At 63.7% G+C, this 22513-nt stretch carries 22 protein-coding genes and 1 pseudogene; 15 read left to right on the top strand and 8 right to left on the bottom strand.

Annotated features, from left to right (window positions below):
• From CAG18_RS27175 to CAG18_RS20850, 3 genes are all read right to left on the bottom strand, one after another.
• Positions 1-267, bottom strand: a 267-nt coding sequence (locus CAG18_RS27175) for a hypothetical protein (protein ID WP_218191475.1), incomplete at its 3' end; no start/stop codon positions are given.
• Between the two features lie 609 nt (positions 268-876).
• Complete coding sequence (locus CAG18_RS20855; protein ID WP_085721452.1) at positions 877-2370, bottom strand: CoA-acylating methylmalonate-semialdehyde dehydrogenase; 1494 nt, start codon at positions 2368-2370, stop codon at positions 877-879.
• Positions 2371-2443: 73 nt separating this feature from the next.
• Positions 2444-3790, bottom strand: a complete 1347-nt coding sequence (locus tag CAG18_RS20850) for an aspartate aminotransferase family protein (protein ID WP_085721451.1) — start codon at positions 3788-3790, stop codon at positions 2444-2446.
• Positions 3791-3908: 118 nt separating this feature from the next.
• On the opposite strand from CAG18_RS20850, the gene CAG18_RS20845 reads away from it, so the two are divergent.
• The 5 genes from CAG18_RS20845 to CAG18_RS20825 all read left to right on the top strand — a co-directional run bounded on the left by CAG18_RS20845 (position 3909) and on the right by CAG18_RS20825 (position 8263).
• Positions 3909-4826 (top strand): LysR family transcriptional regulator, encoded by a 918-nt coding sequence (locus CAG18_RS20845; protein WP_013970743.1) that lies wholly within the window; start codon positions 3909-3911, stop codon positions 4824-4826.
• Between the two features lie 90 nt (positions 4827-4916).
• A complete protein-coding gene (locus tag CAG18_RS20840) occupies positions 4917-5579 on the top strand; it encodes a TetR/AcrR family transcriptional regulator (protein WP_003257076.1) in 663 nt (220 codons plus the stop codon).
• Between the two features lie 9 nt (positions 5580-5588).
• Positions 5589-6173: a YigZ family protein gene (locus tag CAG18_RS20835; RefSeq protein WP_015268839.1), complete on the top strand. Its 585-nt coding sequence runs from the start codon at positions 5589-5591 to the stop codon at positions 6171-6173.
• A 369-nt stretch (positions 6174-6542) separates the two neighbouring features.
• The gene (locus CAG18_RS20830) at positions 6543-7229 is read left to right on the top strand and encodes an SDR family oxidoreductase (protein WP_085721450.1); all 687 of its coding nucleotides are present in this window, start codon (positions 6543-6545) and stop codon (positions 7227-7229) included.
• Positions 7230-7315: 86 nt separating this feature from the next.
• Entirely contained in the window at positions 7316-8263 is a 948-nt protein-coding gene (locus CAG18_RS20825; protein WP_013970740.1) for an adenosine deaminase, read from the top strand.
• 31 nt (positions 8264-8294) lie between these two features.
• Here CAG18_RS20825 and CAG18_RS20820 read toward each other — a convergent pair whose 3' ends face one another.
• On the bottom strand, positions 8295-9008 hold the full coding sequence (locus tag CAG18_RS20820) for a helix-turn-helix transcriptional regulator (RefSeq protein WP_085721449.1): 714 nt from the start codon (positions 9006-9008) through the stop codon (positions 8295-8297).
• 487 nt (positions 9009-9495) lie between these two features.
• Between CAG18_RS20820 and CAG18_RS27350 the strand changes: the two genes are divergently transcribed.
• Positions 9496-9693: a hypothetical protein gene (locus tag CAG18_RS27350; protein WP_015268837.1), complete on the top strand. Its 198-nt coding sequence runs from the start codon at positions 9496-9498 to the stop codon at positions 9691-9693.
• On the opposite strand, the gene CAG18_RS20810 is transcribed toward CAG18_RS27350, so the two are convergent.
• Positions 9644-10825 (bottom strand): multidrug effflux MFS transporter, encoded by a 1182-nt coding sequence (locus CAG18_RS20810; RefSeq protein WP_015268836.1) that lies wholly within the window; start codon positions 10823-10825, stop codon positions 9644-9646. The two genes, CAG18_RS27350 and CAG18_RS20810, sit on opposite strands and share 50 nt — an antisense overlap.
• Before the next feature lie 193 nt (positions 10826-11018).
• The gene (locus CAG18_RS20805; RefSeq protein ID WP_003257072.1) at positions 11019-11216 is read right to left on the bottom strand and encodes a heavy-metal-associated domain-containing protein; all 198 of its coding nucleotides are present in this window, start codon (positions 11214-11216) and stop codon (positions 11019-11021) included.
• A 145-nt stretch (positions 11217-11361) separates the two neighbouring features.
• Here CAG18_RS20805 and CAG18_RS20800 point away from each other — a divergent pair, with 145 nt between their 5' ends.
• From CAG18_RS20800 to CAG18_RS27545, 5 genes and pseudogenes are all read left to right on the top strand, one after another.
• Positions 11362-11748 (top strand): hypothetical protein, encoded by a 387-nt coding sequence (locus CAG18_RS20800; RefSeq protein WP_061303955.1) that lies wholly within the window; start codon positions 11362-11364, stop codon positions 11746-11748.
• 52 nt (positions 11749-11800) lie between these two features.
• Positions 11801-14200, top strand: coding sequence for a heavy metal translocating P-type ATPase (locus CAG18_RS20795; protein WP_085721448.1), 2400 nt, complete (start codon positions 11801-11803; stop codon positions 14198-14200).
• A complete protein-coding gene (gene cueR / locus CAG18_RS20790; RefSeq protein WP_061303951.1) occupies positions 14197-14607 on the top strand; it encodes a Cu(I)-responsive transcriptional regulator in 411 nt (136 codons plus the stop codon). The genes CAG18_RS20795 and cueR overlap by 4 nt, the downstream gene beginning before the upstream one ends.
• A 166-nt stretch (positions 14608-14773) precedes the next feature.
• Positions 14774-15859, top strand: a pseudogene (locus CAG18_RS27550) (cache domain-containing protein); the annotation flags it as partial.
• A gap of 90 nt (positions 15860-15949) precedes the next feature.
• On the top strand, positions 15950-16717 hold the full coding sequence (locus CAG18_RS27545) for a methyl-accepting chemotaxis protein (protein ID WP_371807317.1): 768 nt from the start codon (positions 15950-15952) through the stop codon (positions 16715-16717).
• Between the two features lie 134 nt (positions 16718-16851).
• Here the strand turns inward: CAG18_RS27545 and CAG18_RS20780 are convergent, their stop codons facing one another.
• Both CAG18_RS20780 and CAG18_RS20775 read right to left on the bottom strand, forming a co-directional pair.
• Positions 16852-17631 carry a helix-turn-helix transcriptional regulator gene (locus tag CAG18_RS20780; protein ID WP_085721446.1) on the bottom strand — a complete coding sequence of 260 codons (780 nt, stop codon included), beginning with the start codon at positions 17629-17631 and terminating at the stop codon, positions 16852-16854.
• Between the two features lie 39 nt (positions 17632-17670).
• Entirely contained in the window at positions 17671-18948 is a 1278-nt protein-coding gene (locus CAG18_RS20775; RefSeq protein WP_023662416.1) for an acetyl-CoA C-acetyltransferase, read from the bottom strand.
• Between the two features lie 118 nt (positions 18949-19066).
• Here CAG18_RS20775 and CAG18_RS20770 point away from each other — a divergent pair, with 118 nt between their 5' ends.
• From CAG18_RS20770 to CAG18_RS20755, 4 genes are all read left to right on the top strand, one after another.
• A complete protein-coding gene (locus tag CAG18_RS20770) occupies positions 19067-20419 on the top strand; it encodes a 3-oxoacyl-ACP reductase (RefSeq protein ID WP_085721445.1) in 1353 nt (450 codons plus the stop codon).
• A gap of 2 nt (positions 20420-20421) precedes the next feature.
• Entirely contained in the window at positions 20422-21273 is an 852-nt protein-coding gene (locus tag CAG18_RS20765) for a MaoC/PaaZ C-terminal domain-containing protein (protein WP_085721455.1), read from the top strand.
• 177 nt (positions 21274-21450) lie between these two features.
• On the top strand, positions 21451-21756 hold the full coding sequence (locus CAG18_RS20760; protein ID WP_013970728.1) for a MazG-like family protein: 306 nt from the start codon (positions 21451-21453) through the stop codon (positions 21754-21756).
• Positions 21753-22502: a methyltransferase domain-containing protein gene (locus tag CAG18_RS20755; protein WP_085721444.1), complete on the top strand. Its 750-nt coding sequence runs from the start codon at positions 21753-21755 to the stop codon at positions 22500-22502. Before CAG18_RS20760 ends, CAG18_RS20755 begins: the two co-directional genes overlap by 4 nt.
• Positions 22503-22513: the final 11 nt, after the last annotated feature.

Here is a 22513-nt window from a genome sequence, read left to right as displayed (position 1 = left end):
ACTTGTGATGCTGATAATCTTTGTGACTATCAGTCCGTACTCACAAGCACCCACACGAATTGCTTGATTCGATTTGTTAAAGAGCGTTTGGTTAAGAGCGTTTCGTCTCAACCGAGGCGCGCATTCTACGCTTTCCTCATTTGCTGTCAAGTGTTTATTTTGAAGTTTTTTGCGAGAAACTCGTTTAGCTTCAAACACTTGACTCGCTGCGATCTCTCGTAGCGGGAGGCGAATCATACAGCGTTTAGAAGCGCTGTCAACCATCATCTCAACCGCTGGCGATCATTTGATCGTAGCCCTTTCAACTTCGCTTCAACTATCTAACTCTTTGAAAATCAAGGAGTTTGTCGTTCCGGCGTCGCTGGAAGTGGGGCGCATTATAAGGGGATTCAGAAGGCGGTCAAGGGTTAATTTCATTTATTTGAAATATCCCAGGCGAAGACCTTATAAAGGCCACCAGATGTTCGCCACAACACCTTCTGCACCTATGAGATCGAGCGCCGCCCGCGCGGCGCTTCGCAGCACAAGGCTGCTCCTACATCTGTTTCGGGCCAGTCACGCCTGTGCCTGCGCACGCGACCGCCTTGTTTGCCCGACGCGACATCGAGGTGGACGCCAAGGCGGTCGCGTGCCGTTCTCACAGGAATAATTGGCCCGAAACAAACGGTAGGAGCAGCCTTGTGCTGCGAAGCGCCGCGCGGGCGGCGCTCGATCTCACAGGCGCCAGAAAACCCAAGACAGCCACCTCTCAAAGCCAATGCCATCTCAAGACAGGCCCATAGCCGCCCTGACGCACACGACAACCAAAAGCCAAAACACCAAACCCCAAAAACAAAGCGGGGAGGCCTGTCGGCCTCCCCGCTTCCGCTTCATCCCTTACAAACTAGGGAACGCAAACTGCGAAGCCTCATGGCTGGCCCGCTGCGGCCAGCGCTGGGTAATCGCCTTGCGACGGGTATAGAAGCGCACACCGTCCGGACCATAGGCATGCAGGTCACCGAACAGCGAGCGCTTCCAGCCACCAAAGCTGTGGTAGGCCACCGGCACCGGCAGCGGTACGTTCACACCGACCATGCCCACTTCGATCTCGTCGCAGAACAGGCGCGCCGCTTCACCGTCACGGGTGAAGATGCAGGTGCCGTTGCCATACTCATGATCGTTGATCAGTTGCATGGCCTGCTCCAGGCTGTTCACACGCACTACGCACAGCACCGGGCCGAAGATCTCTTCTTTATAGATACGCATCTCCGGGGTCACCTTGTCGAACAGGGTGCCACCGACGAAGTAGCCATCCTCATTACCAGCCACACGGAAGCCACGGCCATCCACCACCAGCTTGGCGCCAGCAGCAACACCGTCATCGATGTAGCCCACTACCTTGTCACGGGCAGCAGCCGTCACCAGCGGCCCCATGTCCAGGCCGCACGAGGTGCCGGCCCCAATCTTCAGTGCCTTGATCTGCGGTTCCAGCTTGGCAATCAGGGCGTCAGCCACCTGGTCACCCACGCATACCGCCACCGAAATGGCCATGCAACGCTCGCCGCACGAACCGTAGGCCGCCCCCATCAGTGCGCTCACGGCATTGTCCAGGTCGGCATCCGGCATCAGCACCGCATGGTTCTTCGCACCACCCAGAGCCTGCACACGCTTGCCGCGCTTGGTGCCTTCAGCGTAAATGTACTCGGCGATCGGAGTCGAACCGACGAAGCTCAGGGCCTTCACTTCCGGCGCTTCGATCAGCGCATCCACCGCTTCCTTGTCGCCATGCACCACGTTGAGGATACCCTTCGGAAGGCCGGCTTCCAGCAGCAGCTGGGCGATGAACAGAGTCGAGCTCGGGTCGCGCTCGGAAGGCTTGAGGATGAAGGCGTTGCCGCAGGCGATGGCCAGTGGGTACATCCACAGCGGCACCATGGCCGGGAAGTTGAACGGGGTGATACCGGCAACCACGCCCAGCGGCTGGAAGTCGGACCAGGCATCGATGTTCGGGCCGACGTTGCGGCTGTACTCGCCTTTGAGCACTTCAGGCGCGGCGCAGGCGAACTCGACATTCTCGATGCCACGCTTCAGTTCGCCGGCAGCATCTTCCAGGGTCTTGCCGTGCTCTTCGCTGATCATCTGCGAGATACGCGCTTCGTTCTGCTCCAGCAGTTGCTTGAAACGGAACATCACCTGGGCGCGCTTGGCCGGTGGGGTGTTGCGCCAGGCCGGGAAGGCAGTCTTGGCCGAGTCGATCGCTTCCTGCACGGTCGCGCGGCTGGCCAACTCGACTTTGCGCACGGCCTGGCCGGTGGACGGGTTGAAGACATCGGCGGTGCGCTCACCCTTGGTAACCAGTTCGCCATGGATCAGGTGCTGAACAATGCTCATGCAAAACTCCAGATAAAGAAGGTTGAGGCAGGCGCGCGATGCGTTCACGCGCCAGGCATCAGAATCGGAAAGATCAGTCGATCAGGTTCAGGGTTTCGCCTACTGCGTCGAACAGGCGATCCAGTTCCTGCGGCGTGGTGTTGAAGGTTGGGCCGAACTGCAGGGTGTCGCCACCGAAGCGTACATAGAAGCCTGCCTTCCACAGTTTCATCGCTGCCTCGTACGGACGCACGATGGCATCACCGTCGCGGGCAGCGATCTGGATCGCGCCGGCCAGGCCGTAGTTGCGGATATCGATGATGTTCTTGGTGCCCTTCACGCCATGCAGCAGCTTCTCGAAGTGCGGCGCTAGCTCGGCGGCGGCCTGCACCAGGTTTTCCTTCTGCAGCAGGTCCAGCGCGGCGATACCGGCGGCGCAGGCTACCGGGTGGGCCGAGTAGGTGTAGCCGTGCGGGAATTCCACGGCGTACTCCGGGGTCGGCTGGTTCATGAAGGTCTGGTAGATCTCGCTGCTGGCGATAACCGCGCCCATCGGGATAGCGCCGTTGGTCACCTGCTTGGCGATGCACATAAGGTCCGGGGTCACGCCGAAGGCTTCGGAGCCAGTCATCGCGCCCATGCGACCGAAGCCGGTAATCACTTCGTCGAAGATCAGCAAGATGTTGTGCTGGGTGCAGATTTCACGCAGGCGCTTCAGGTAACCCTTCGGCGGCGGCAGAACACCAGCCGAACCCGCCAGCGGCTCTACGATCACGGCAGCGATGTTGGAGGCGTCGTGCAGCTCGATCAGCTTGAGCATCTCGTCAGCGAGGGCGATACCACCCTCTTCCGGCATGCCTTTGGAGAAGGCGTTGACCGGCAGCACGGTGTGAGGCAGGTGGTCGACATCCAGCAGCTGACCGAACAGCTTGCGGTTACCGTTGACGCCACCGAGGCTGGTGCCGGCGATGTTCACGCCGTGGTAGCCGCGAGCACGGCCGATAATCTTGGTCTTGGTCGCCTGGCCTTTCAGGCGCCAGTAGGCACGCACCATCTTCAGCGCGGTGTCGGCACACTCGGAACCGGAGTTGGTATAGAACACATGGTTCAGGTCGCCCGGGGTAAGTTCGGTGATCTTCTCGGCCAGCTGGAACGACAGCGGGTGGCCGAACTGGAAGGCCGGGGAGTAGTCCAGTGTGCCGATCTGGCGAGCCACCGCTTCGGTGATTTCCTTGCGGGTGTGCCCGGCGCCGCAGGTCCACAAACCGGACAGGGCATCGAAGATCTTGCGCCCCTGGTCGTCGAACAGGTAGCTGCCTTCGGCCGCCACGATCAGGCGTGGGTCGCGCTGGAAGTTGCGGTTGGCGGTGTAGGGCATCCAGTGCGCATCCAGCTTGAGCTGGCTGGCGATACCGGCGGGGGCGGTTTCGGGCATGTTCATCGGCGGTTCCTCGGAAGACGATTAGGCAACGATGGATGTTGTTGCAGCTAAATTGGCACGGCGATAAAGTCTGGAAAAGCCAACATTTCTAATCTTCAGACAGGCCCTGACTAAACTAATGAGCCGACGCCCCGATCCACTCGCCCAAGTCAGCGATTTTGACATCCGCCTGCTGAAGATCTACCGCAGTGTCGTAGAGTGCGGCGGTTTCTCGGCCGCCGAAAACGTGCTGGGCATTGGCCGTTCGGCCATCAGCCAGCAGATGAACGACCTCGAGCAACGCCTCGGCCTGCGCCTGTGCCAGCGCGGCCGCGCCGGGTTCTCACTGACCGAGGAAGGCCGCGAGGTCTACCACTCGGCGCTGCAACTGCTCAGCGCCCTGGAAAGCTTCCGCACCGAGGTCAACGGCCTGCACCAGCATTTGCGTGGAGAGCTGAACATTGGCCTGACCGACAACCTTGTGACGCTGCCGCACATGCGCATTACCCATGCCCTGGCCGAGCTCAAGGACCGCGGCCCCGATGTGCGCATCCAGATCCGCATGATCGCACCCAGCCAGGTCGAGCACGGTGTGCTCGATGGCAGCCTGCATGTCGGCGTGGTGCCGCAGACCAGCCCGCTGTCGGGCCTCGAGTACCAGCCGCTGTACAGTGAGCGCTCACTGCTGTACTGCGCAGTCGGCCACCCGCTGTTCTATGCCGATGACCAGCAGATCGACGACGACCGCCTCAACAGCCAGGAAGCCATCACCCCCACCTTCCGCCTGCCGGCCGAAATCCAGGCGCATTACCAGGCACTGAATTGCACGGCCAGTGCTTCGGACCGCGAAGGCATGGCGTTTCTCATCCTTACCGGGCGCTACATCGGCTACCTGCCAGACCACTACGCCACGTTCTGGGTGCAGCAAGGCCGCTTGCGTGCCCTCAAGCCCCGGGAACGCTTCTATGACCTGAGTCTCAGCTGGGTAACGCGCAAGGGCCGGCGGCCGAACCTGGTACTGGAAAGCTTCCTCGAAAGCCTGGCTGCGACACGCTGATGCCAGTCTGTGCCGCAAACGCTTGTCACTTCGGCACAGGCAGGTAATCTTGTCCGACAGCCGCAGCCACTGACCCGTACGGAATCGTCCATGACCCTAGAAGTCCCTGCGCATCGCCTCTCCGCCTCGGGCAAGCCCGCGGGCCGCATCCGCCAGAAGAACGAACAGGCCATTATCCAGGCCGCCGAAGACGAGTTTGCCCGCCATGGTTTCAAGGGCACCAGCATGAACACCATCGCCCTCAAGGCGGGGTTGCCCAAGGCCAATCTGCATTACTACTTCACCAACAAGCTGGGCCTGTACATTGCCGTACTCAGCAACATCATCGAGTTGTGGGACAGCACCTTCAACGCCTTGAGCGTCGACGACGATCCGGGCGAAGCCCTGAGCCAGTACATCCGCACCAAGATGGAGTTCTCCCGGCGCAACCCGCAAGCCTCGCGGATTTTCGCCATGGAAGTGATCAGCGGCGGCACCTGCCTGAGCGAATACTTCAGTGCCGACTACCGCGAATGGTTCCGCGGCCGGGCCGCGGTGTTCCAGGCCTGGATCGAAGCCGGAAAGATGGACCCGGTCGACCCGGTGCACCTGATCTTCCTGCTGTGGGGCAGCACCCAGCACTACGCCGACTTCGCCACCCAGATCTGCCAGGTGACCGGCCGCAGCCGCCTGACCAAGCAGGACATGGAAGACGCGAGCAACAATCTTATCCACATCATTTTGAAGGGCTGCGGCATCAAGCCGGCTGCCTGATCGTCATTTATGCCTTCTACCCTGCTCGACCTCTGCGAGTACCGCGAGGAAATCCGCAAAAGCCGCTTCATCACCCTGGCCGGGCCGATCAGCAGTGCCGCCGACGCGATGAGTTTCATCGAACGCCACAGCGACCTGGCCGCCACCCACAACTGCTGGGCCTGGAAGCTTGGCGCCCAGTACCGCAGCAGCGATGACGGCGAACCTGGCGGTACCGCGGGGCGGCCAATCCTCGCGGCCATCGAGGCGCAGGACTGCGACCAGGTGGTGGTGCTGGTAATCCGCTGGTACGGCGGCATTCAGCTGGGAACTGGCGGCTTGGCCAGGGCCTACGGCGGCGGCGCCAACAAATGCCTGCAACAGGCACCCAAGCGGCTTCTGGTGCAGCGCAGCGAATTCACCTGCAGTTGCAGTTTCAGCGAACTGGCACTGGTGAAGCTGCGCCTGGCAGAGGTTGACGGCCTGGTTCTGGACGAACAATTCACCGCCAATGGCGTGGACCTGCTGATTGCACTCGGCGACACCCATCTGGCGCAAATTCAGCAGCAGTTGGCCGACTTGAGCCGCGGGCGCATTCTGCTCGAAGCACGTTGAACATTGCCCACAACAACTGTGGGCCGGCCTGTGGATAAGCTTGGGGCATTCGCTTGCAGGCAGCATTAATCAAGGGCTACAGAGGCTTGATCATATTTTGATCACCATTTGATGACAGCCGCAAACCGTTGATGCTCCTGAGGTTATCCCCAGGTCCCCAGCCTGCGTACCCCCCGCAAGCAATCTGCGCTTGCACACAATAACTGTGGACCAGCTTGTGGATAACCCGTGCGCCAACAGGCCGAAGGCCACGCCGTACAAGGGCCTGACGCAACTGGTGATTTTTCGTACAGCCCACCACGAGGCGCTCGGCACCACAGTGCATTATCCTCAATATCCTTCTTCGAACCGATCACGGAGCGCATCCAAATGGCTAACGCAAAAACCGCACTCATCATCGGCGCCTCGCGCGGGCTAGGCCTGGGCCTGGTGCAACGCCTCCAGGAAGACGGCTGGAACATCACCGCCACCGTGCGCAACCCGCAGCAGCCCGGCGCCCTGGCGGACGTGCCCGGCGTGCGCATCGAACAGCTGGAAATGAACGACACGACCCAGCTCGATGGCCTCAAGCAACGCCTGCAAGACCAAGTCTTCGACCTGGTGTTCATCAACGCCGGGGTCATGGGGCCTCTGCCGCAAGACCTGGAGACGGTGCAGAACAAGGACATCGGCGACCTGTTCATGACCAACGCCGTGGCGCCAATCCGCGTGGCTCGCCGCCTGGTCGGTCAGGTACGCGAAAGCAGCGGCGTGCTGGCCTTCATGAGCTCGATCCTCGGCAGCGTGACCATCCCCGATGGCGGCGAAATCTGCCTGTACAAGGCCAGCAAGGCGGCCCTGAACTCGATGATCAACAGCTTCGTCGTCGAGCAACAACGCCCCGACCTGTGCGTGCTGGCCATGCACCCGGGCTGGGTGAAAACCGACATGGGCGGTGAAAACGCCGAGATCGACGTGCTGACCAGCACCCGCGGCATGCTTGAACAGATCAAGGCGCAAAGCGGCAACGGCGGCCTGCGCTTCATCAACTACAAGGGCGAACCCTTGGTCTGGTGATTCACCAGGTCGCAGCCTGGCCGGGCGCAATGCCCGGCAAGGCTCTGTAGAATGGCGGCAACCGTACCTGATTGAGATGACCCACCATGTATGACTGGTTGAACGCCCTGCCCAAGGCCGAACTGCACCTGCACCTGGAAGGCTCGCTGGAGCCCGAGCTGCTGTTCGCCCTGGCCGAGCGCAACAAGATCGCCCTGCCCTGGGCCGATGTGGAGACCTTGCGCGGTGCCTATGCCTTCAACAACCTGCAGGAGTTCCTCGACCTGTATTACCAGGGCGCCGACGTGCTGCGCACCGAGCAGGACTTCTACGACCTGACCTGGGCCTACCTGCAACGCTGCAAGGCGCAGAACGTGATCCACACCGAACCGTTCTTCGACCCACAGACCCACACCGACCGCGGCATCCCCTTCGAGGTGGTGCTCAACGGCATCAACCAGGCGTTGAAGGACGGTCGCGAGCAACTGGGCATCAGCAGTGGCCTGATCCTCAGCTTCCTGCGCCACCTCAGCGAAGATGAAGCACAGAAAACCCTCGACCAGGCCCTGCCATTCCGCGATGCGTTCATCGCCGTTGGCCTGGACAGCTCGGAAATGGGGCACCCACCGAGCAAGTTCCAGCGAGTGTTCGACCGCGCCCGCAGCGAAGGCCTGGTCGCCGTTGCCCATGCCGGCGAGGAAGGCCCGCCCGAGTACATCTGGGAAGCCCTGGACCTGCTGAAGGTCAAGCGTATCGACCACGGTGTGCGCGCCATCGAGGACGAGCGCCTGATGCAGCGCATCATCGACGAGCAGATCCCGCTCACGGTGTGCCCGCTGTCGAACACCAAGCTGTGCGTGTTCGACCACATGAGCCAACACAACATCCTCGAGATGCTCGAGCGCGGCGTGAAGGTCACGGTCAACTCTGACGACCCGGCCTACTTCGGCGGCTATGTCACCGAAAACTTCCACGCCCTGTACACCCATTTGGGCATGACCGAAGACCAGGCCCGTCGACTGGCCCAGAACAGCCTGGATGCCCGGCTGGCCTGAATGACCTGACGGCGACATATCTGTGGCGCCGTCAACCTACCTGCAACGTCGGCACGCGGGCAATGCGATTGATCTGCTGGATACCCAACGCAGAAATATGCAATGCCCGCGAGTCCTCGGCCTCGCGCATCCAGCCAGATTGCAGGAACAGCCGGAACAAGGCCTGCCCCAGCACGCCGCCCAGGTGCGGCCCATGGTCGTTCCACTCGGTGCAGCGGCAGATCACGCAGCCACGTTGCTGGTGCGGCGCCAAGGCATCGATGTAGACCCCGACCAAAGCCAGCTGCGTCCGCCCCTCTTCGCTTACCATCAACTGCCGACCACTACCCTCCAGCCAGCCGGCCACCACCAGACGGTGATACAGCTCACCGGCCAGTTCCCCGCCCAGGTGATCGCCACAGCGACGCGCCCTGCGTATCGACATGGGCAGCGGTGATACCGGTGCCTTGGCCCGCTCCCCCCTGGCACTCTCCAACTGGACACTGGCCAGGGCCTCCACCGCTGCCCCGACTTGCGGGGTGGCCAGCCGGAAGTAGCGCTTGCGCCCCCGCGCTTCGTGCCGGAGCAAACCGGCCGACGACAACAACGAAAGATGAGCGCAGGCCGATGACGAGGTCAGGCCTGTCATTACCGCGAGCTCGTTGGCCAGCCGCGGCGTGCCATCGATCAATGCCCACAACATGGCACTGCGCTTGGGGTCGGCCATCAGGCTGGCAATCTGGCTGATACTGCTGGCTGCGTTCATGTCCCTGTAACTCCCTGCAAGTTCACTGTGTGGATGCGATGGCCACCCCTGGCAGGGAAGCGCCTCTCGCTGGCACTGGCCTGGTTCGCCAGTATAAGCCGCAAAAAACGCCATTCAGGCAGCGCCGCGCAGTGGTGCCACAGGCAAAATACCACTGGGTATGCCTACCCATGGCAAGCAGTGAAGCAGTGCGTGAAAGCTGCCCGGACCGCGTGGGCAAGCAGCCCGGCACACATGGCAGGAGCCCGGGAACGACAGGCGGAAAAAACACCGGATGCAACTTCGGACGCGGCCGACAACCAATTTCCACAAGTAGCGCAAGCCAAAGCGAAGGTTCCACGTGCTTGCGGGCATTGCACCCCAAGCAGGAAAAAACATGTAGAAAACATTCTTGCCGACCGTCAGTCAGGACACTGATGCAGGTCATGGCGGGCAGAAGGTGCAGCGCTACACTTCATCCGCTCTCCCCCTTTGGAGGTATGCCGCGATGAAAATTGTCGTCAGTGCGTCGAGCCGAAACCCCGCTTGCCCCTGGCAGGTCCAGCTCGATCAACACGTGGTCAGTTTCCGCAGCGAGGCCGAGGCGCGTGCCTTCGTCGCCACGCTGGAAACCCGCCTGCATGCACCTCACCCGCTTATGCGGGAGCCTTGGCCGGCAAGCGTCGGGTCAGCAGCGCGACACTGACCACCAGCGCCCCGCACAGGCTGATCACCAGCGCCATCGGTACCGCACTGCCATCATGCAGCAGCCCGACCAGCGCTGCTGCGCCGGCGGCAACGCTGAACTGCAGGCAGCCCATCAGCGCCGAGGCACTGCCGGCCCGCGCCCCCTGCCCGCTCATGGCACAGGCAGAGGCGTTGGGGATGATGCAGCCAAGGCTGGAGATGCAGACGAACAGCGGTACCAGCAGTGGCCACAGCTGTGTTGGCCGCATTGCCGCCACGGCCAGCAACACCAAGCCCGCAGCCAGGTACAGCCACACCGCACGCGCCAACAGAAACGCCGGCCCGCGCTTGGCCAGCAAGCGTGCATTCACCTGCGCCACCAGGATGAAGCCGGCGGCATTGGTGCCGAACAACCAGCCGTAATGCTCGGCCGGCACGCCGTAGAGCTTGATGAACACGAAAGGTGAACCGGCGATGTAGGCAAACATGCCGGCGATGGCGATACCACCGGTCAGGGCATGGCCGACGAACACCCGGTCAGCGAACAGACGCAAGTATTGGCGCATGGCGCCAGACAGCGGTTGCCGCGGTATGTGCTCGGGCAGGCTTTCCGGCAGGCCCAGGCTGACCGCCAGCAGGCAGCCGGCACTGAACAGGCTCAGGGCGAGGAAGATCGATTGCCAGCCGGCCACGTTCACCAGCACCCCGCCCAGCATCGGTGCCAGGATTGGCGCCAGGCCCATGACTAGCATCAGCTGCGAGAACACTTTGGCCGAGGCCACCGGGTCGCACTTGTCACTGACGATGGCCCGCGAAAGCACCATCCCGGCGCAACCGCCCAACGCCTGGACAAACCGCGCCAGCACCAGGGTATCGAGGTTGGGGGCATAGGCACAGGCCAGTGACGCCAGGGTGAACAGGGTCACCCCGAACATCAGCGGCTTGCGTCGGCCAAAGCGGTCAGCCACCGGCCCGTAGGCCAGTTGCCCGATGGACAGGCCAAGGAAGTAGGCGGCCAAAGTGGCCTGGACGTGTTTTTCATCGGTGGCGAACGCCTGCGCCATGGCCGGGAAAGCAGGCAGGTAGAAGTCGATCGCCAAGGGCCCGAACGCACTGAGTGCGCCCAGGATGAGCACCATTCGCAGGTTCATCAGGAATCCATAGCAGGCTAAGCAAGTGCTCGATTCTACCTGCTGCGGGCCCTATCGACATGAAAACATTTGCAACAATACCGAGCCTGGAGCGCCCCCTGTGGGAGCGGGCGTGCCCGCGAATCAGGCGGCGCGGTGGATGGCACCGGCTACGCCGGTGTTCGCGGGCACGCCCGCTCCCACAGGTCAGTATTCAGGCCGCCTCGACCTGATAACCTTCATCGCGAATGGCCGTGAGGATCCGCTCCTGAGCCAACTCGCTCTGCACCCGTACCTGCCTGGCCGCCAGATCGACCTCCACCTTGGCCGCGGCATCCTGTTCCTGCACCGCCCGGGTCACGGCTTTCACGCAATGGCCACAGGTCATGCCTTGTACATTGAACACTTGCATGGGGGTTACCTCCTTCGGGTTTTCCACAAGTCTCAAGCTTGCCATCGGGGCAAGGTCAAGACTTGCCGACACCAGCCGGGGTGGAAATCCGCGCGCGCGTCGGCCAAGCTGCGCCTTTGATGATCAGGCAAGCAGGAGATTCTTCATGTTCAGGGCAGCATTGGGCGTCGTCGGGCTATTGAGCACGCTGGCTGCAGTGCCACCGGCCAGCGCCGAGGGCAACTCGGACTACAGCGTGCTGATCATTTCCCGGGAGCGTCTGGAAGTGGCCACCAGTTGCGAAATCGGCATCTACCTCAACGACCAGCTCTCCGGGCGCGTGTTCCAGGAGCAGTCCACCTCGTTCAACCTGCCGCCCGGCCCGGTGGACGTGCGCCTGCGCCTGCTGCCCGGGCAAATGCCCGGCTGCGCCCCGGGTGTCGAGGACCAACGCAGCACGCGACTGAACCTGCAGGCGGGCCAGATCAACAAATACCGCATCGCCATGGGGCAATATGGGCTGGAGTTGAAGCGAGCCGGCCTGGGCTATTGACCTTACCTGCGTGGCAAGGTTGATGCTGGAGGCCTGTCCAAGGAGGAGAGCCATGCCCGCATCCACCACATACGACCTGCCGATCTCCGGCATGACCTGCGCCAGTTGTGCCAGCCGGGTCGAACGCGCCCTGCGCAAGGTCACCGGCACTGAACAGGTCAGCGTCAACCTCGCCACCGAACAGGCCCGGGTCCAGGCCCCGGTCAACAGTCTGCCCGCGCTGGTCGAGGCCATACGCGAAGCCGGCTATGGCGTGCCCACCCGCACCGTCGAACTGCAGATTGGCGGCATGACCTGCGCCAGTTGCGTCGGCCGCGTAGAGCGCGCTCTCGGCAAGCTGCCGGGTGTTGAACGGGTCAGCGTCAACCTGGCCAGCGAACGCGCTCACCTCGAAGTGCTCGCGGCCCTCGACGACAACCTGCTGATCGACGCCGTGCAAAAGGCCGGCTACAGCGCCAGCCTGCCGCAAACCGCCAAGGACGACCAGCACGCTGCCCAGCACCGCCTGCGTAACGAACGCCTGGCGGTCGGCGCAGCGTTGCTGCTCGCCCTGCCGCTGGTGGTACCAATGGTGGTGCAGCCATTTGGCGTGCACTGGATGTTGCCAGCGTGGGTGCAGTTCCTGCTGGCCACACCGGTGCAGTTCATTCTCGGCGCGCGGTTCTACGTGGCCGCCTGGAAAGCCGTGCGCGCCGGGACTGGCAACATGGACCTGCTGGTAGCCCTGGGCACCAGCGCCGGCTACGGCCTGAGCCTGTACCAGTGGGCGCAAGCCCCCGCCGGCATGGCCCCTCACCTGTACTTCGAAGCTTCGGCCGTGGTGATTGCCCTGGTGCTGCTGGGCAAGTACCTGGAAAGCCGTGCCAAGCGCCAGACTGCCAGCGCCATCCGTGCCCTCGAAGCCCTTCGCCCGGAACGGGCCGTGCGCCTGGTCGATGGCCAGGAAGAGGACGTGGCCATTGCACAACTGCGCCTCGGCGACCTGGTACTGGTCAAACCCGGCGAGCGCTTCCCGGTCGATGGCGTGGTGGAAGACGGCAGCAGCCATGCCGATGAAGCCTTGATCAGCGGCGAGAGCCTGCCGGTGCCCAAGCAGCCAGGGGACAGGGTCACCGGTGGCGCCATCAACGGCGAAGGCCGGCTGCTGGTACGCACCCAGGCACTGGGTACCGAAACCGTGCTGGCACGCATCATCCGCCTGGTGGAAGATGCCCAGGCGGCCAAGGCACCGATCCAGAAGCTGGTCGACCGGGTCAGCCAGGTATTCGTCCCGGCCGTGCTGGTACTGGCGCTGATCACCCTGGTCGGTTGGTGGCTGGCTGGCGCGCCACTGGAAACCGCGCTGATCAATGCCGTCGCGGTACTGGTCATCGCCTGCCCCTGCGCCCTCGGCCTGGCCACACCCGCCGCGATCATGGCCGGCACCGGGGTCGCCGCCCGCCATGGCATCCTGATCAAGGACGCCGAAGCCCTGGAGCGCGCCCATGCGGTCAACCGTGTGGTGTTCGACAAGACCGGCACCCTCACCTCCGGCAGCCCGCGCGTTGTCCACAGCCAGGCGCAGGTGGGCAGCAGCGCCGACCTGCACCGCCTGGCCGGTGCCCTGCAGCGCGGCAGCGAACACCCGCTGGCCAAGGCGGTACTGGATGCCTGTGCCGAACAGGGCCTGGACGTGCCTGGCGTTGCTGACAGCCAGTCGCTGACCGGGCGTGGTATTGCCGGGCGTGTGGAAGGCCGCGAGTTGGCCCTGGGCAACCGCCGCCTGCTCGATGAAAGCGCCCTGCCACCCGGCGACCTGGCCGCCAAGGCCCAGGCCTGGGAAGCCGAGGGGCGCACCCTGTCATGGCTTATCGAACGCGGCGCGCAGCCGCGTGTGCTGGGCCTGTTCGCCTTTGGTGACAGCCTCAAGCCCGGCGCCGCGCAGGCGATCGATACCCTGCACGCGCAACACATCAGCAGCCACCTGCTGACCGGCGACAACCGCGGCAGCGCCAAAGTGGTGGCCGATGCCCTGGGCATCGACGACGTGCATGCCGAAGTGCTGCCGGCCGACAAGGCCGCGACCGTGACTGCACTCAAGCAGGATGGCGTGGTCGCCATGGTCGGGGATGGCATCAATGATGCGCCGGCGCTGGCCGCCGCCGATATCGGCATTGCCATGGGCGGCGGTACCGATGTGGCCATGCAGGCCGCCGGCATCACCCTGATGCGCGGCGACCCACGCCTGGTACCGGCCGCCCTGGAGATCAGCCGCAAGACCTATGCGAAGATCCGCCAGAACCTGTTCTGGGCGTTCATCTATAACCTGATCGGCATCCCGCTGGCCGCGCTGGGTTACCTCAACCCGGTACTGGCCGGCGCCGCCATGGCCCTGTCCAGCGTCAGCGTGGTGAGCAACGCGCTGTGGCTCAAGGCGTGGAAACCCACCAGCAACACCCAGGAGGCCCCATGAACATAGGCCAGGCCGCCCGCCGCAGCGGGCTCAGCACCAAGATGATCCGTTACTACGAGTCCATCGGCCTGCTCAAACCCGCCACGCGCAGTGACAGCGGCTACCGCCTTTACCAGGCGGAAGACTTGCACAGCCTGGCCTTCATCAAGCGCTCCCGCGACCTGGGCTTTTCCCTCGAGGAGGTCGGCAAGCTGTTGACCTTGTGGCAGGACCGCCAGCGTGCCAGCGCCGATGTGAAAGCGCTGGCCATGCAACACATCGATGAGCTGAACCGGCGCATTGAAGAGCTGGTGAGCCTGCGCGACACCCTTGGCGAACTGGTATCGCACTGCCAGGGAGACGAGCGCCCGGACTGCCCGATCCTCAAGGATCTGGCCAATGGCTCTGCTAATGGCTGCTGTCACTGAGCCACCCGCAACGTTTGGTATGCCATATACGTCCAAACACGACCGAATAGTCACCAACTGCGACTTTATCCAATAAATACGGGCGTTTTCCTACATTAAACCCGGATGCTGCCGATGCAATTGTTACCTGCCTCGTGTGTCGAAAATAACAAATCCGGGAGCGTCGATGAGCATCAAACAGAAACTGACCTGGGCATTCGCGGTCATCGCCGGCTTGCCCATAATCCTTGTGGCCACCCTGGTGGTCCTCAACCTGCGTGGCGAAGCCCGCGACGGATTCCTCGATGGCAGCAGCCGGGAAATCCGCCAGGTCAGCAACGCGATGAACATCTTCTTCCAGGGCATCAACCAGAATGTCGAGTACCTGGCTGCGCAGCCGATGGTCGCCGCCACGGGTAGCGAACTGAACAAGTACATGAGCGCAACCCCGTCCTACGAATTGGGCGACCAGGCCAACAAGCTGCTGGAGTTCATGACCCGCCTGGCCACCACGCATCCCAGCTATGCGTACCTGTCCTACGGGGTGAATGACGGTGGCTATGTCGGCTGGCCGGCCGGGCAGAAGTTCGTCAATTACGACCCGCGCACCCGACCCTGGTACCAATTGGCAATGGCCAACCCCGGCAAGACCTTGCGTACCGGCGCCTACTACTGGGCTGCCGACGACGCCGTGCTGGTCAGCACCGTGCGCACCGTCGCCAACCAATTGGGCAACCCTGGCGGCGTGGTCAACGTCGACGTCTCGCTCAAAGGCCTCACCGAGATCGTCCAGCAGATCAAGCTGGGCGAAAGCGGCTACGTGCTACTGGTGGAGAACAACGGCAACGTACTGGTCGACCCTCGGGACGCCAAGCATAACTTCAAGCAACTGGCGAGCTTTGGCGACGGGTACGCCGAGCTGGCCAAGCACGGCAAGGGGCTGGCCGAAGTGGAGCTGAATGGCGTGCGCTACATGGCCAACATCTACCCGGACGAACAGCTGGGCTGGACCTTGATCGGCCTGATCGAACAAAGCGAAGTGATGCAGACCACCACCCGCCTGACCTGGTTGGTCGGCGTGGTGGCCCTGGTACTGGCCGCGCTGTTCGCCGTGGTCGGTGCCACCTTTGCCAAGCTGATCGTGCGTCCGATCAACAGCGTCACCAGCGGCCTGGAAGATATCGCCCAGGGCGAGGGCGACCTGACCCGCAACCTGGAGATCCGTGGCCGCGACGAAACAGCGCAACTGGCCAGCTGGTTCAACCAGTTCCTCGGTGCCATTCGCAGCCTGATCCAGCACATCGGGGCTGCCGCCAGCAAGATACTCAGCACCTCCAGCAGCTCGACCCGCGTTTCCAGCGACATGGCCGAAGCCGCAGGCCGCCAGCGCGAAGCGGTGGACATGGTCTCTACCGCCTTCCACGAAATGGTCGCCACCGCCAACGAAGTGGCACGTTCCTGCAGCCAGGCGGCACAGTCGGCCGACAGCGGCCAGCAGCAGGCCCGCGAAGGCCAGCAGCAAATCGATGCCGCGGTACATAGCGTTGACCGCCTGAGCCAGGAGATAGAACAGTCGGCGCAGTCGATCCAGCAGCTGGAGCGTGACAGCAACGCCATCCAGTCGATCCTCGGCACCATCCGCTCGATTGCCGAGCAGACCAACCTGCTGGCACTCAACGCCGCCATCGAAGCGGCCCGTGCCGGCGAGCAGGGCCGTGGCTTTGCCGTGGTTGCCGACGAGGTGCGGGCGCTGGCCAAGCGCACTGCCGACTCCACCGCCGAGATCGACGGCCTGCTGGGCAACCTGGCCAGCCGCACTGCCGAGGTTGCCGCACAGATGCACGCCAGCCTGGAGGTTTCGCAGCAGTCGGTGAGCCGCATCGGCCTGGCCCGTGACAGCTTCGGGCAGATCCGCGAGTCGGTGGATGTGATCCGCGACATGAACACCCAGATTGCCACGGCGGCCGAAGAGCAGCACCAGGTGGCCGAAGACATCAACCGGCACATCAGCCAGATTCATGGCGATGCGCAGCTGGTGGCCGAACTGGCCCAAGCGGCGCGGATGGATTCGGAGAGCCTGGCCGGGTTGTCCAATGAGCTGGATTCACTGGTGCGCAGGTTCCGTACCTGATGTTTTGCCTGCCCCGGCCTAATCGCCGGCAAGCCGGCTCCCACAGGTACTGCACAGGCCCTGAGTGCAGTGGGATCCTGTGGGAGCTGGCTTGCCGGCGATTAGGCCGGTGCAGGCAAACAATGCCTGATTGCCTAAAGCTTCAATTCCCCCGGCGTCGCGCCGAACAATTGCTTGAACGCCGCAATGTAAGCCGAGGTGGAGTCATATCCACACCCCAACGCCGCCTCGGTCACACTCTCCCCGGCCTCCAGCAGCGCCAGCGACGACAACAGCCGCATACGCTGCCGCCAGTTGCGAAAACTCAAGCCCGTCTCCCGCTGGAACAGCCGCATCAGCGTCTTCTCCGAGCAACCCAACTCTCGCGCCCACTGCTGCAAGGTCTGCGACTGGTCCGGTGCAGCGATCAGACCATTGCACAGCGCCAGCAACCCCGGGTGCCGTGGCAGTGGCAACGAAAAGCCGACTTCGGGCAGCATGCGCAACTGGTCGAGCAGCACCGCCACCAGCCGCGCCTCGGCACTGTCACCCTCCGGGTAGTCTGCCGGGAACAGGCAGAACTGCTTGATCAGTTCGCGCGCCAGCGGGGTCACTTCCAGTACCCGGCATTGCTTCGGTGCCCAAGGGCAGGCATCCCGGCGCACGTAAAGGCTGCGCATTTCGGCCTGCATTGAGGTGACCACTTCATGTTCGGCATCGGCTGGTATCCATACGCCCCACTGGGGCGGGGCGAAGTAGCTGCCTTCCTGTGTATACACCCCGAGGACGCCGCTGATGGCGTAGGAGAACTGCACCCAGTCGTGCTGGTGGCGGGTGGTCCAGGAGCCGGCGCCAAGGCTTTCGGCTCGTGCATAGAGCGGCCTGGGCAGGTGGTCCAGCGCCGGAATGGGGCGGGGGTGTCCGATGATGGGCATGGTGGTTTCTTTTAGTTCTGACCAGACAAGCCTAACAGCTCAGCGCTCGACGATGACGGTCACCCCCTGCCCGCCCGCAGCGCAGATCGATATCAACCCCCGCCCCTTCCCCGACCTCGCCAGCAGCTTGGCCAGGTTGGCCAATATCCGCCCCCCGGTCGCGGCAAACGGGTGCCCGGCCGCCAGTGAACTGCCCTTGACGTTGAGTTTGCTGCGGTCAATCGCCCCGAGCGGCGCATCCAGCCCCAGCCGTTCGCGGCAATAATCGGCATCTTCCCAGGCCTTGAGCGTGCACAGCACCTGGGCAGCAAAGGCTTCGTGAATCTCGTAATAGTCAAAGTCCTGCAGCGTCAGGCCATTGCGCGCCAACAGCCGCGGCACCGCATACACCGGCGCCATCAACAGCCCTTCGCGACCAGTAACGAAATCCACCGCAGCGGTTTCACCATCGACCAGATAGGCCAGCACCGACAGCCCCTGCTGCTCGGCCCATTCCTCGCTGCCCAGCAACACTAGCGAAGCACCATCGGTCAGCGGTGTGGAGTTGCCCGCCGTCAGCGTGCCCTGCCCGCTGCGGTCGAAGGCTGGCTTGAGCTTGGCCAATTGTTCCAGGGTCAGGTCGGGGCGCAGGTTGTTATCACGGGTCAACGACAGAAACGGCGTCAGCAGGTCATCCTGCCACCCTTCGGCGTATGCGGCAGCCAGCGCCTGGTGGCTCAGCAGCGCCAGTTCGTCCTGCTCGGCACGGCCAATGCGCCAGGCCTGGGCCATGCGTTCGCAATGCTCGCCCATAGACAACCCGGTGCGCGGCTCACCGTTGCGCGGTAATTCGGGTTTCAGGTGGTGAGGACGCAGCTTGAGAAATGGCTTGAGCCGTTCGCCCAGGCTCTTGCCACGGTTGGCCTGCAACAGGATGTGGCGCAGGCCTTCGTTGACCGCAATCGGCGCATCGGAGGTGGTGTCCACACCGCCGGCTATGCCGCAGTCGATCTGCCCCAGGGCAATCTTGTTGGCCACCAGCAGTGCCGCCTCTAGCCCCGTCCCGCAGGCTTGCTGGATGTCATAGGCTGGCGTCAGCGGCGACAGGCGCGAACCCAGCACGCACTCACGTGTCAGGTTCATGTCTCGCGAGTGCTTGAGCACAGCGCCAGCCACCACCTCCCCCATGCGCAACCCATGCAAGCGGTAGCGTTCGATCAGCCCTTCGAGGGCGACGGTTAGCATCGCCTGGTTGCTGGCCGTGGCGTAGGCGCCATTGGAACGGGCGAAGGGAATTCGGTTGCCGCCCAGGATCGCGACCCGGCGAAGTGAACGCATGCGCTTGTTCCTCCTGAAACAATTTGATCCGTACAGCCTAGGTGTTTTTACCGCATTCGAACGACCTTGCCACAAAGTTGGTCCACACTTTCAAGCTTGCCTTCCGGGAGACCCACTCATGAGCGATCGCTACCTCGGCTTTGCCAACTCCAACCTCGGCCGCCGCCTTGTGGATGCCCTTGGCCTGCCACGTCCGGCGCCGCTGGAGCGTTGGCAGGCAGGCCGCCTGCGCCCGGTCGAAGGTGCCCTGGTACTGGGTGGCGGGCCACTGGCGAGCCAGGTCGAAGCCATTGCCCCGCGCCTGACCGACACGCTTTACAGCTTCAATACCGACAACCTCCAGGCCGAGGCATGGGTGGCTGGCCTGGGGCCGAAGATCAAGGCCGTGGTATTTGATGCCAGTCATCTGTCCGACAGCGACGCGTTGAAGCAGTTGCGCGAGTTTTTCCAGCCACTGCTGCGCAGCCTGGCATCGTGCGCCCATGTGGTGCTGCTGGGCCGCGCGCCAGAAAGCCTCGACGACCCGTTGGCCAGCATTGCCCAACGAGCCCTGGAAGGCTTCAGCCGCTCGCTGGCCAAGGAACTGCGCAACGGTGCGACCACGCAGTTGCTGTATGTCGGCCCCGGCGCGGAGGACCAGCTGGAAGGCGCCCTGCGCTTCTTCCTCTCGCCCAAGAGCGCCTTCATTTCCGGCCAGGTGCTGCGCCTGCATGCCTGCGCCAGCCAGGTCGAGGACTGGACACGGCCGCTGGCTGGCCGCCGCGCCCTGGTAACCGGGGCCGCACGCGGCATCGGTGCCGCCATTGCGGAAACCCTGGCGCGGGACGGTGCCGACGTACTGCTGCTGGACGTGCCGCAAGCCAGCCAGGACCTCGACGCCCTGGCCGCACGTCTGGGTGGCAAGGCGCTGCCCCTGGACATCTGCGCCGGCGACGCGGCAACGCAACTGCTTGCGGCCCTGCCCGACGGCGTCGACATCGTGGTGCACAACGCCGGTATCACACGCGACAAGACCCTGGCCAACATGACCCCGGAATACTGGGACGCGGTGCTGGCGGTAAACCTCAAGGCACCGCAGGTGCTGACACAGGCGCTGTACGACAACGGCGCCCTGGGTGAAAACGCGCGCATCACCCTGCTGGCCTCGGTCAGCGGTATCGCCGGCAACCGCGGGCAGGCCAACTATGCCGCGAGCAAGGCCGGGCTGATCGGCCTGGCCCAGGCGTGGGCGCCCCGGCTCGCCGAGCGCGGCGGCAGCATCAATGCCGTGGCACCCGGTTTCATCGAAACCCACATGACCGCCGCCATGCCCATGGGCCTGCGCGAGGCCGGGCGACGCTTGAGTTCGCTTGGCCAGGGCGGCCGCCCGCAGGATGTCGCCGAAGCCATCGCCTGGCTCAGCCAGCCGGGCTCCGGTGCAGTCAACGGCCAGGTGCTGCGGGTATGCGGCCAGGCCTTGATGGGGGCCTGAACATGAGCCGACACTGGCACGACCTGCACAGCCCGGCTTCGCGCGCCAGCCTGTACCTGCGCGCGGCAAGCAAGCGCACCATCAGCGGCGACCAGCTGCCGGACGACGGCCTGCGCTGTTTCATTCGCGTCCAGTCGGGCAACCTGGCCGCCTATCGTCGGCTGTGCCACTTCACCGACGATGGCCGCCTGCCGGGTACTTATCCACATGTCATGGCGTTCACGCTGCAGCTGCAGTTGATGACCGCGCCAAACTTCCCCTTCCCGCTGCTCGGCCTGGTGCACCTGCACAACCGCATCGAGGTGCTGCGCCCGCTGGGCGGTATCGAAGGGCTGCGCTTTGCGGTGCATGCAGGCAATCTGCAAGCGCATGCCAAGGGCGGCACCTTCGACCTGGTCACCGAAGCCGAAGACGGCATCGGCCTGCTCTGGCGCGAGACCAGCCGCATGCTGGTGCGCGGGCTGAAGCTGGAAAGCCAGGCAGGCGAGCCTGCCGAGGACGAACCGCAAGCGCTGCCAGAGGCGACCCGCTGGTACGCCGACAGCGATATCGGCCGGCGTTATGCCAAGGTCTGCGGGGACTACAACCCGATCCACCTCAGCGCGGCCAGTGCCCGGCTCTTCGGCTTCCCCACGGCCATTGCCCATGGCATGTGGAGCAAGGCCATGGCCCTGGCGGCACTGCGCGGGCACCTGCCGCACAGTGGCTATGCCTTCGAGGTGGATTTCCGCAAGCCGGTGCGGTTGCCATCGGAGGTGGTGCTCGGTGCCAGTGAGGCGGGGGCTGCGGGAGAGCTGCAGCTGGATGGGCATGGCGGGGTGCTGCACATGGTCGGGCGCTGGGACCGGCTTTGAATCGTGAGGCTGCTTCGCAGCCTTTTCGCGACACAAGGCCGCTCCCACAGGTACCGCATTCGGCTTGATGCCAGTGCCCTCCTGTGGGAGCGGCCTTGCGTCGCGATGGGCCGCAAAGCGGCCCCCTTGCTTTGCATCAGGCCTGCGCAGAAGCTATGCAGCATTAGGAGACCCCCGATGAATCTGCAAGAACTCACCCAACGCCTGCACCAGATCCGCGACAACAACGACTGGCGCGGCTTTCACAGCCCGAAGAACCTCGCCATGGCCGCCAGTGTCGAAATGGCCGAGCTGGTGGAAATCTTCCAGTGGCTGAGCGAAGACCAATCGCGCCAGCTGCCAGCCGATAAGCTGGCCCATGCCGGCCAGGAAATCGGCGATGTGGTGCTCTACCTGTTGCTGCTGTGCAGCGAACTTGGCCTGGACATGGACCAGGTAGTGCGAGCCAAGCTGGCCGACAGCGAGAGGCGCTTCGCCCGATGAACGACCGTCACTTCGATGAGCTGGCTACCCGCTTTGCCGAAAAGATCTACGGCGGCGCCAAGGGCGCGATCCGCCTGGCCGTGCTGCAGGCCGACCTGGCCGAAGCCCTGCCTGACCGCCCGCTGCGCATCCTCGACATCGGTGCCGGGTTGGGTCACATGGCTTTGTGGCTGGCCCAGCGCGGCCACCAGCTGACCCTGGCCGAACCCGCCGCGCCCATGCTCGACGGCGCACGGGCGCGCTTTGCCGAAGCCGGCCAACCGGCCTCCTTCATCCAGGCCCCCTGGCAAGACCTGCTTGGCCAGCTGACCGAACCCTACGATCTGGTGCTATGCCACGCCGTACTCGAGTGGCTGGCCGAGCCCGAAAGCATCCTGCCGGTGCTGCACCAGCTCACGGCCCCTTCCGGGTGGCTGTCGCTGGCCTTCTACAACCGCGACGCCCTGGTCTATCGCAACCTGCTCAAGGGCCATTTCCGCAAGTTGCGCAGCAACCGGCTGGAAGGTGAAAAGCAGAGCCTGACCCCGCAAAAACCGCTTGATCCACGGGAACTCAGGGCGCAACTTGATCCTATGTGGCAGGTTGAAAGCGAAAGTGGCGTGCGGGTGTTCCACGACTACATGCCCAAGGAATTCCAAGGCAAGGCCGAGCTGCTCGACCTGCTGGAAATGGAACTGGCCTACCGTCGCCACCCCAGCTTCGCCGGGCTCGGCCGCTACCTGCACTGGGTCTGTCGCCCCCGTTGACCTGCCCGCCG

Source organism: Pseudomonas sp. B22(2017) (assembly GCF_002113105.1).
Lineage (GTDB): Bacteria > Pseudomonadota > Gammaproteobacteria > Pseudomonadales > Pseudomonadaceae > Aquipseudomonas > Aquipseudomonas asiatica.
This window is presented reverse-complemented; position numbering and strand designations above follow the sequence as displayed.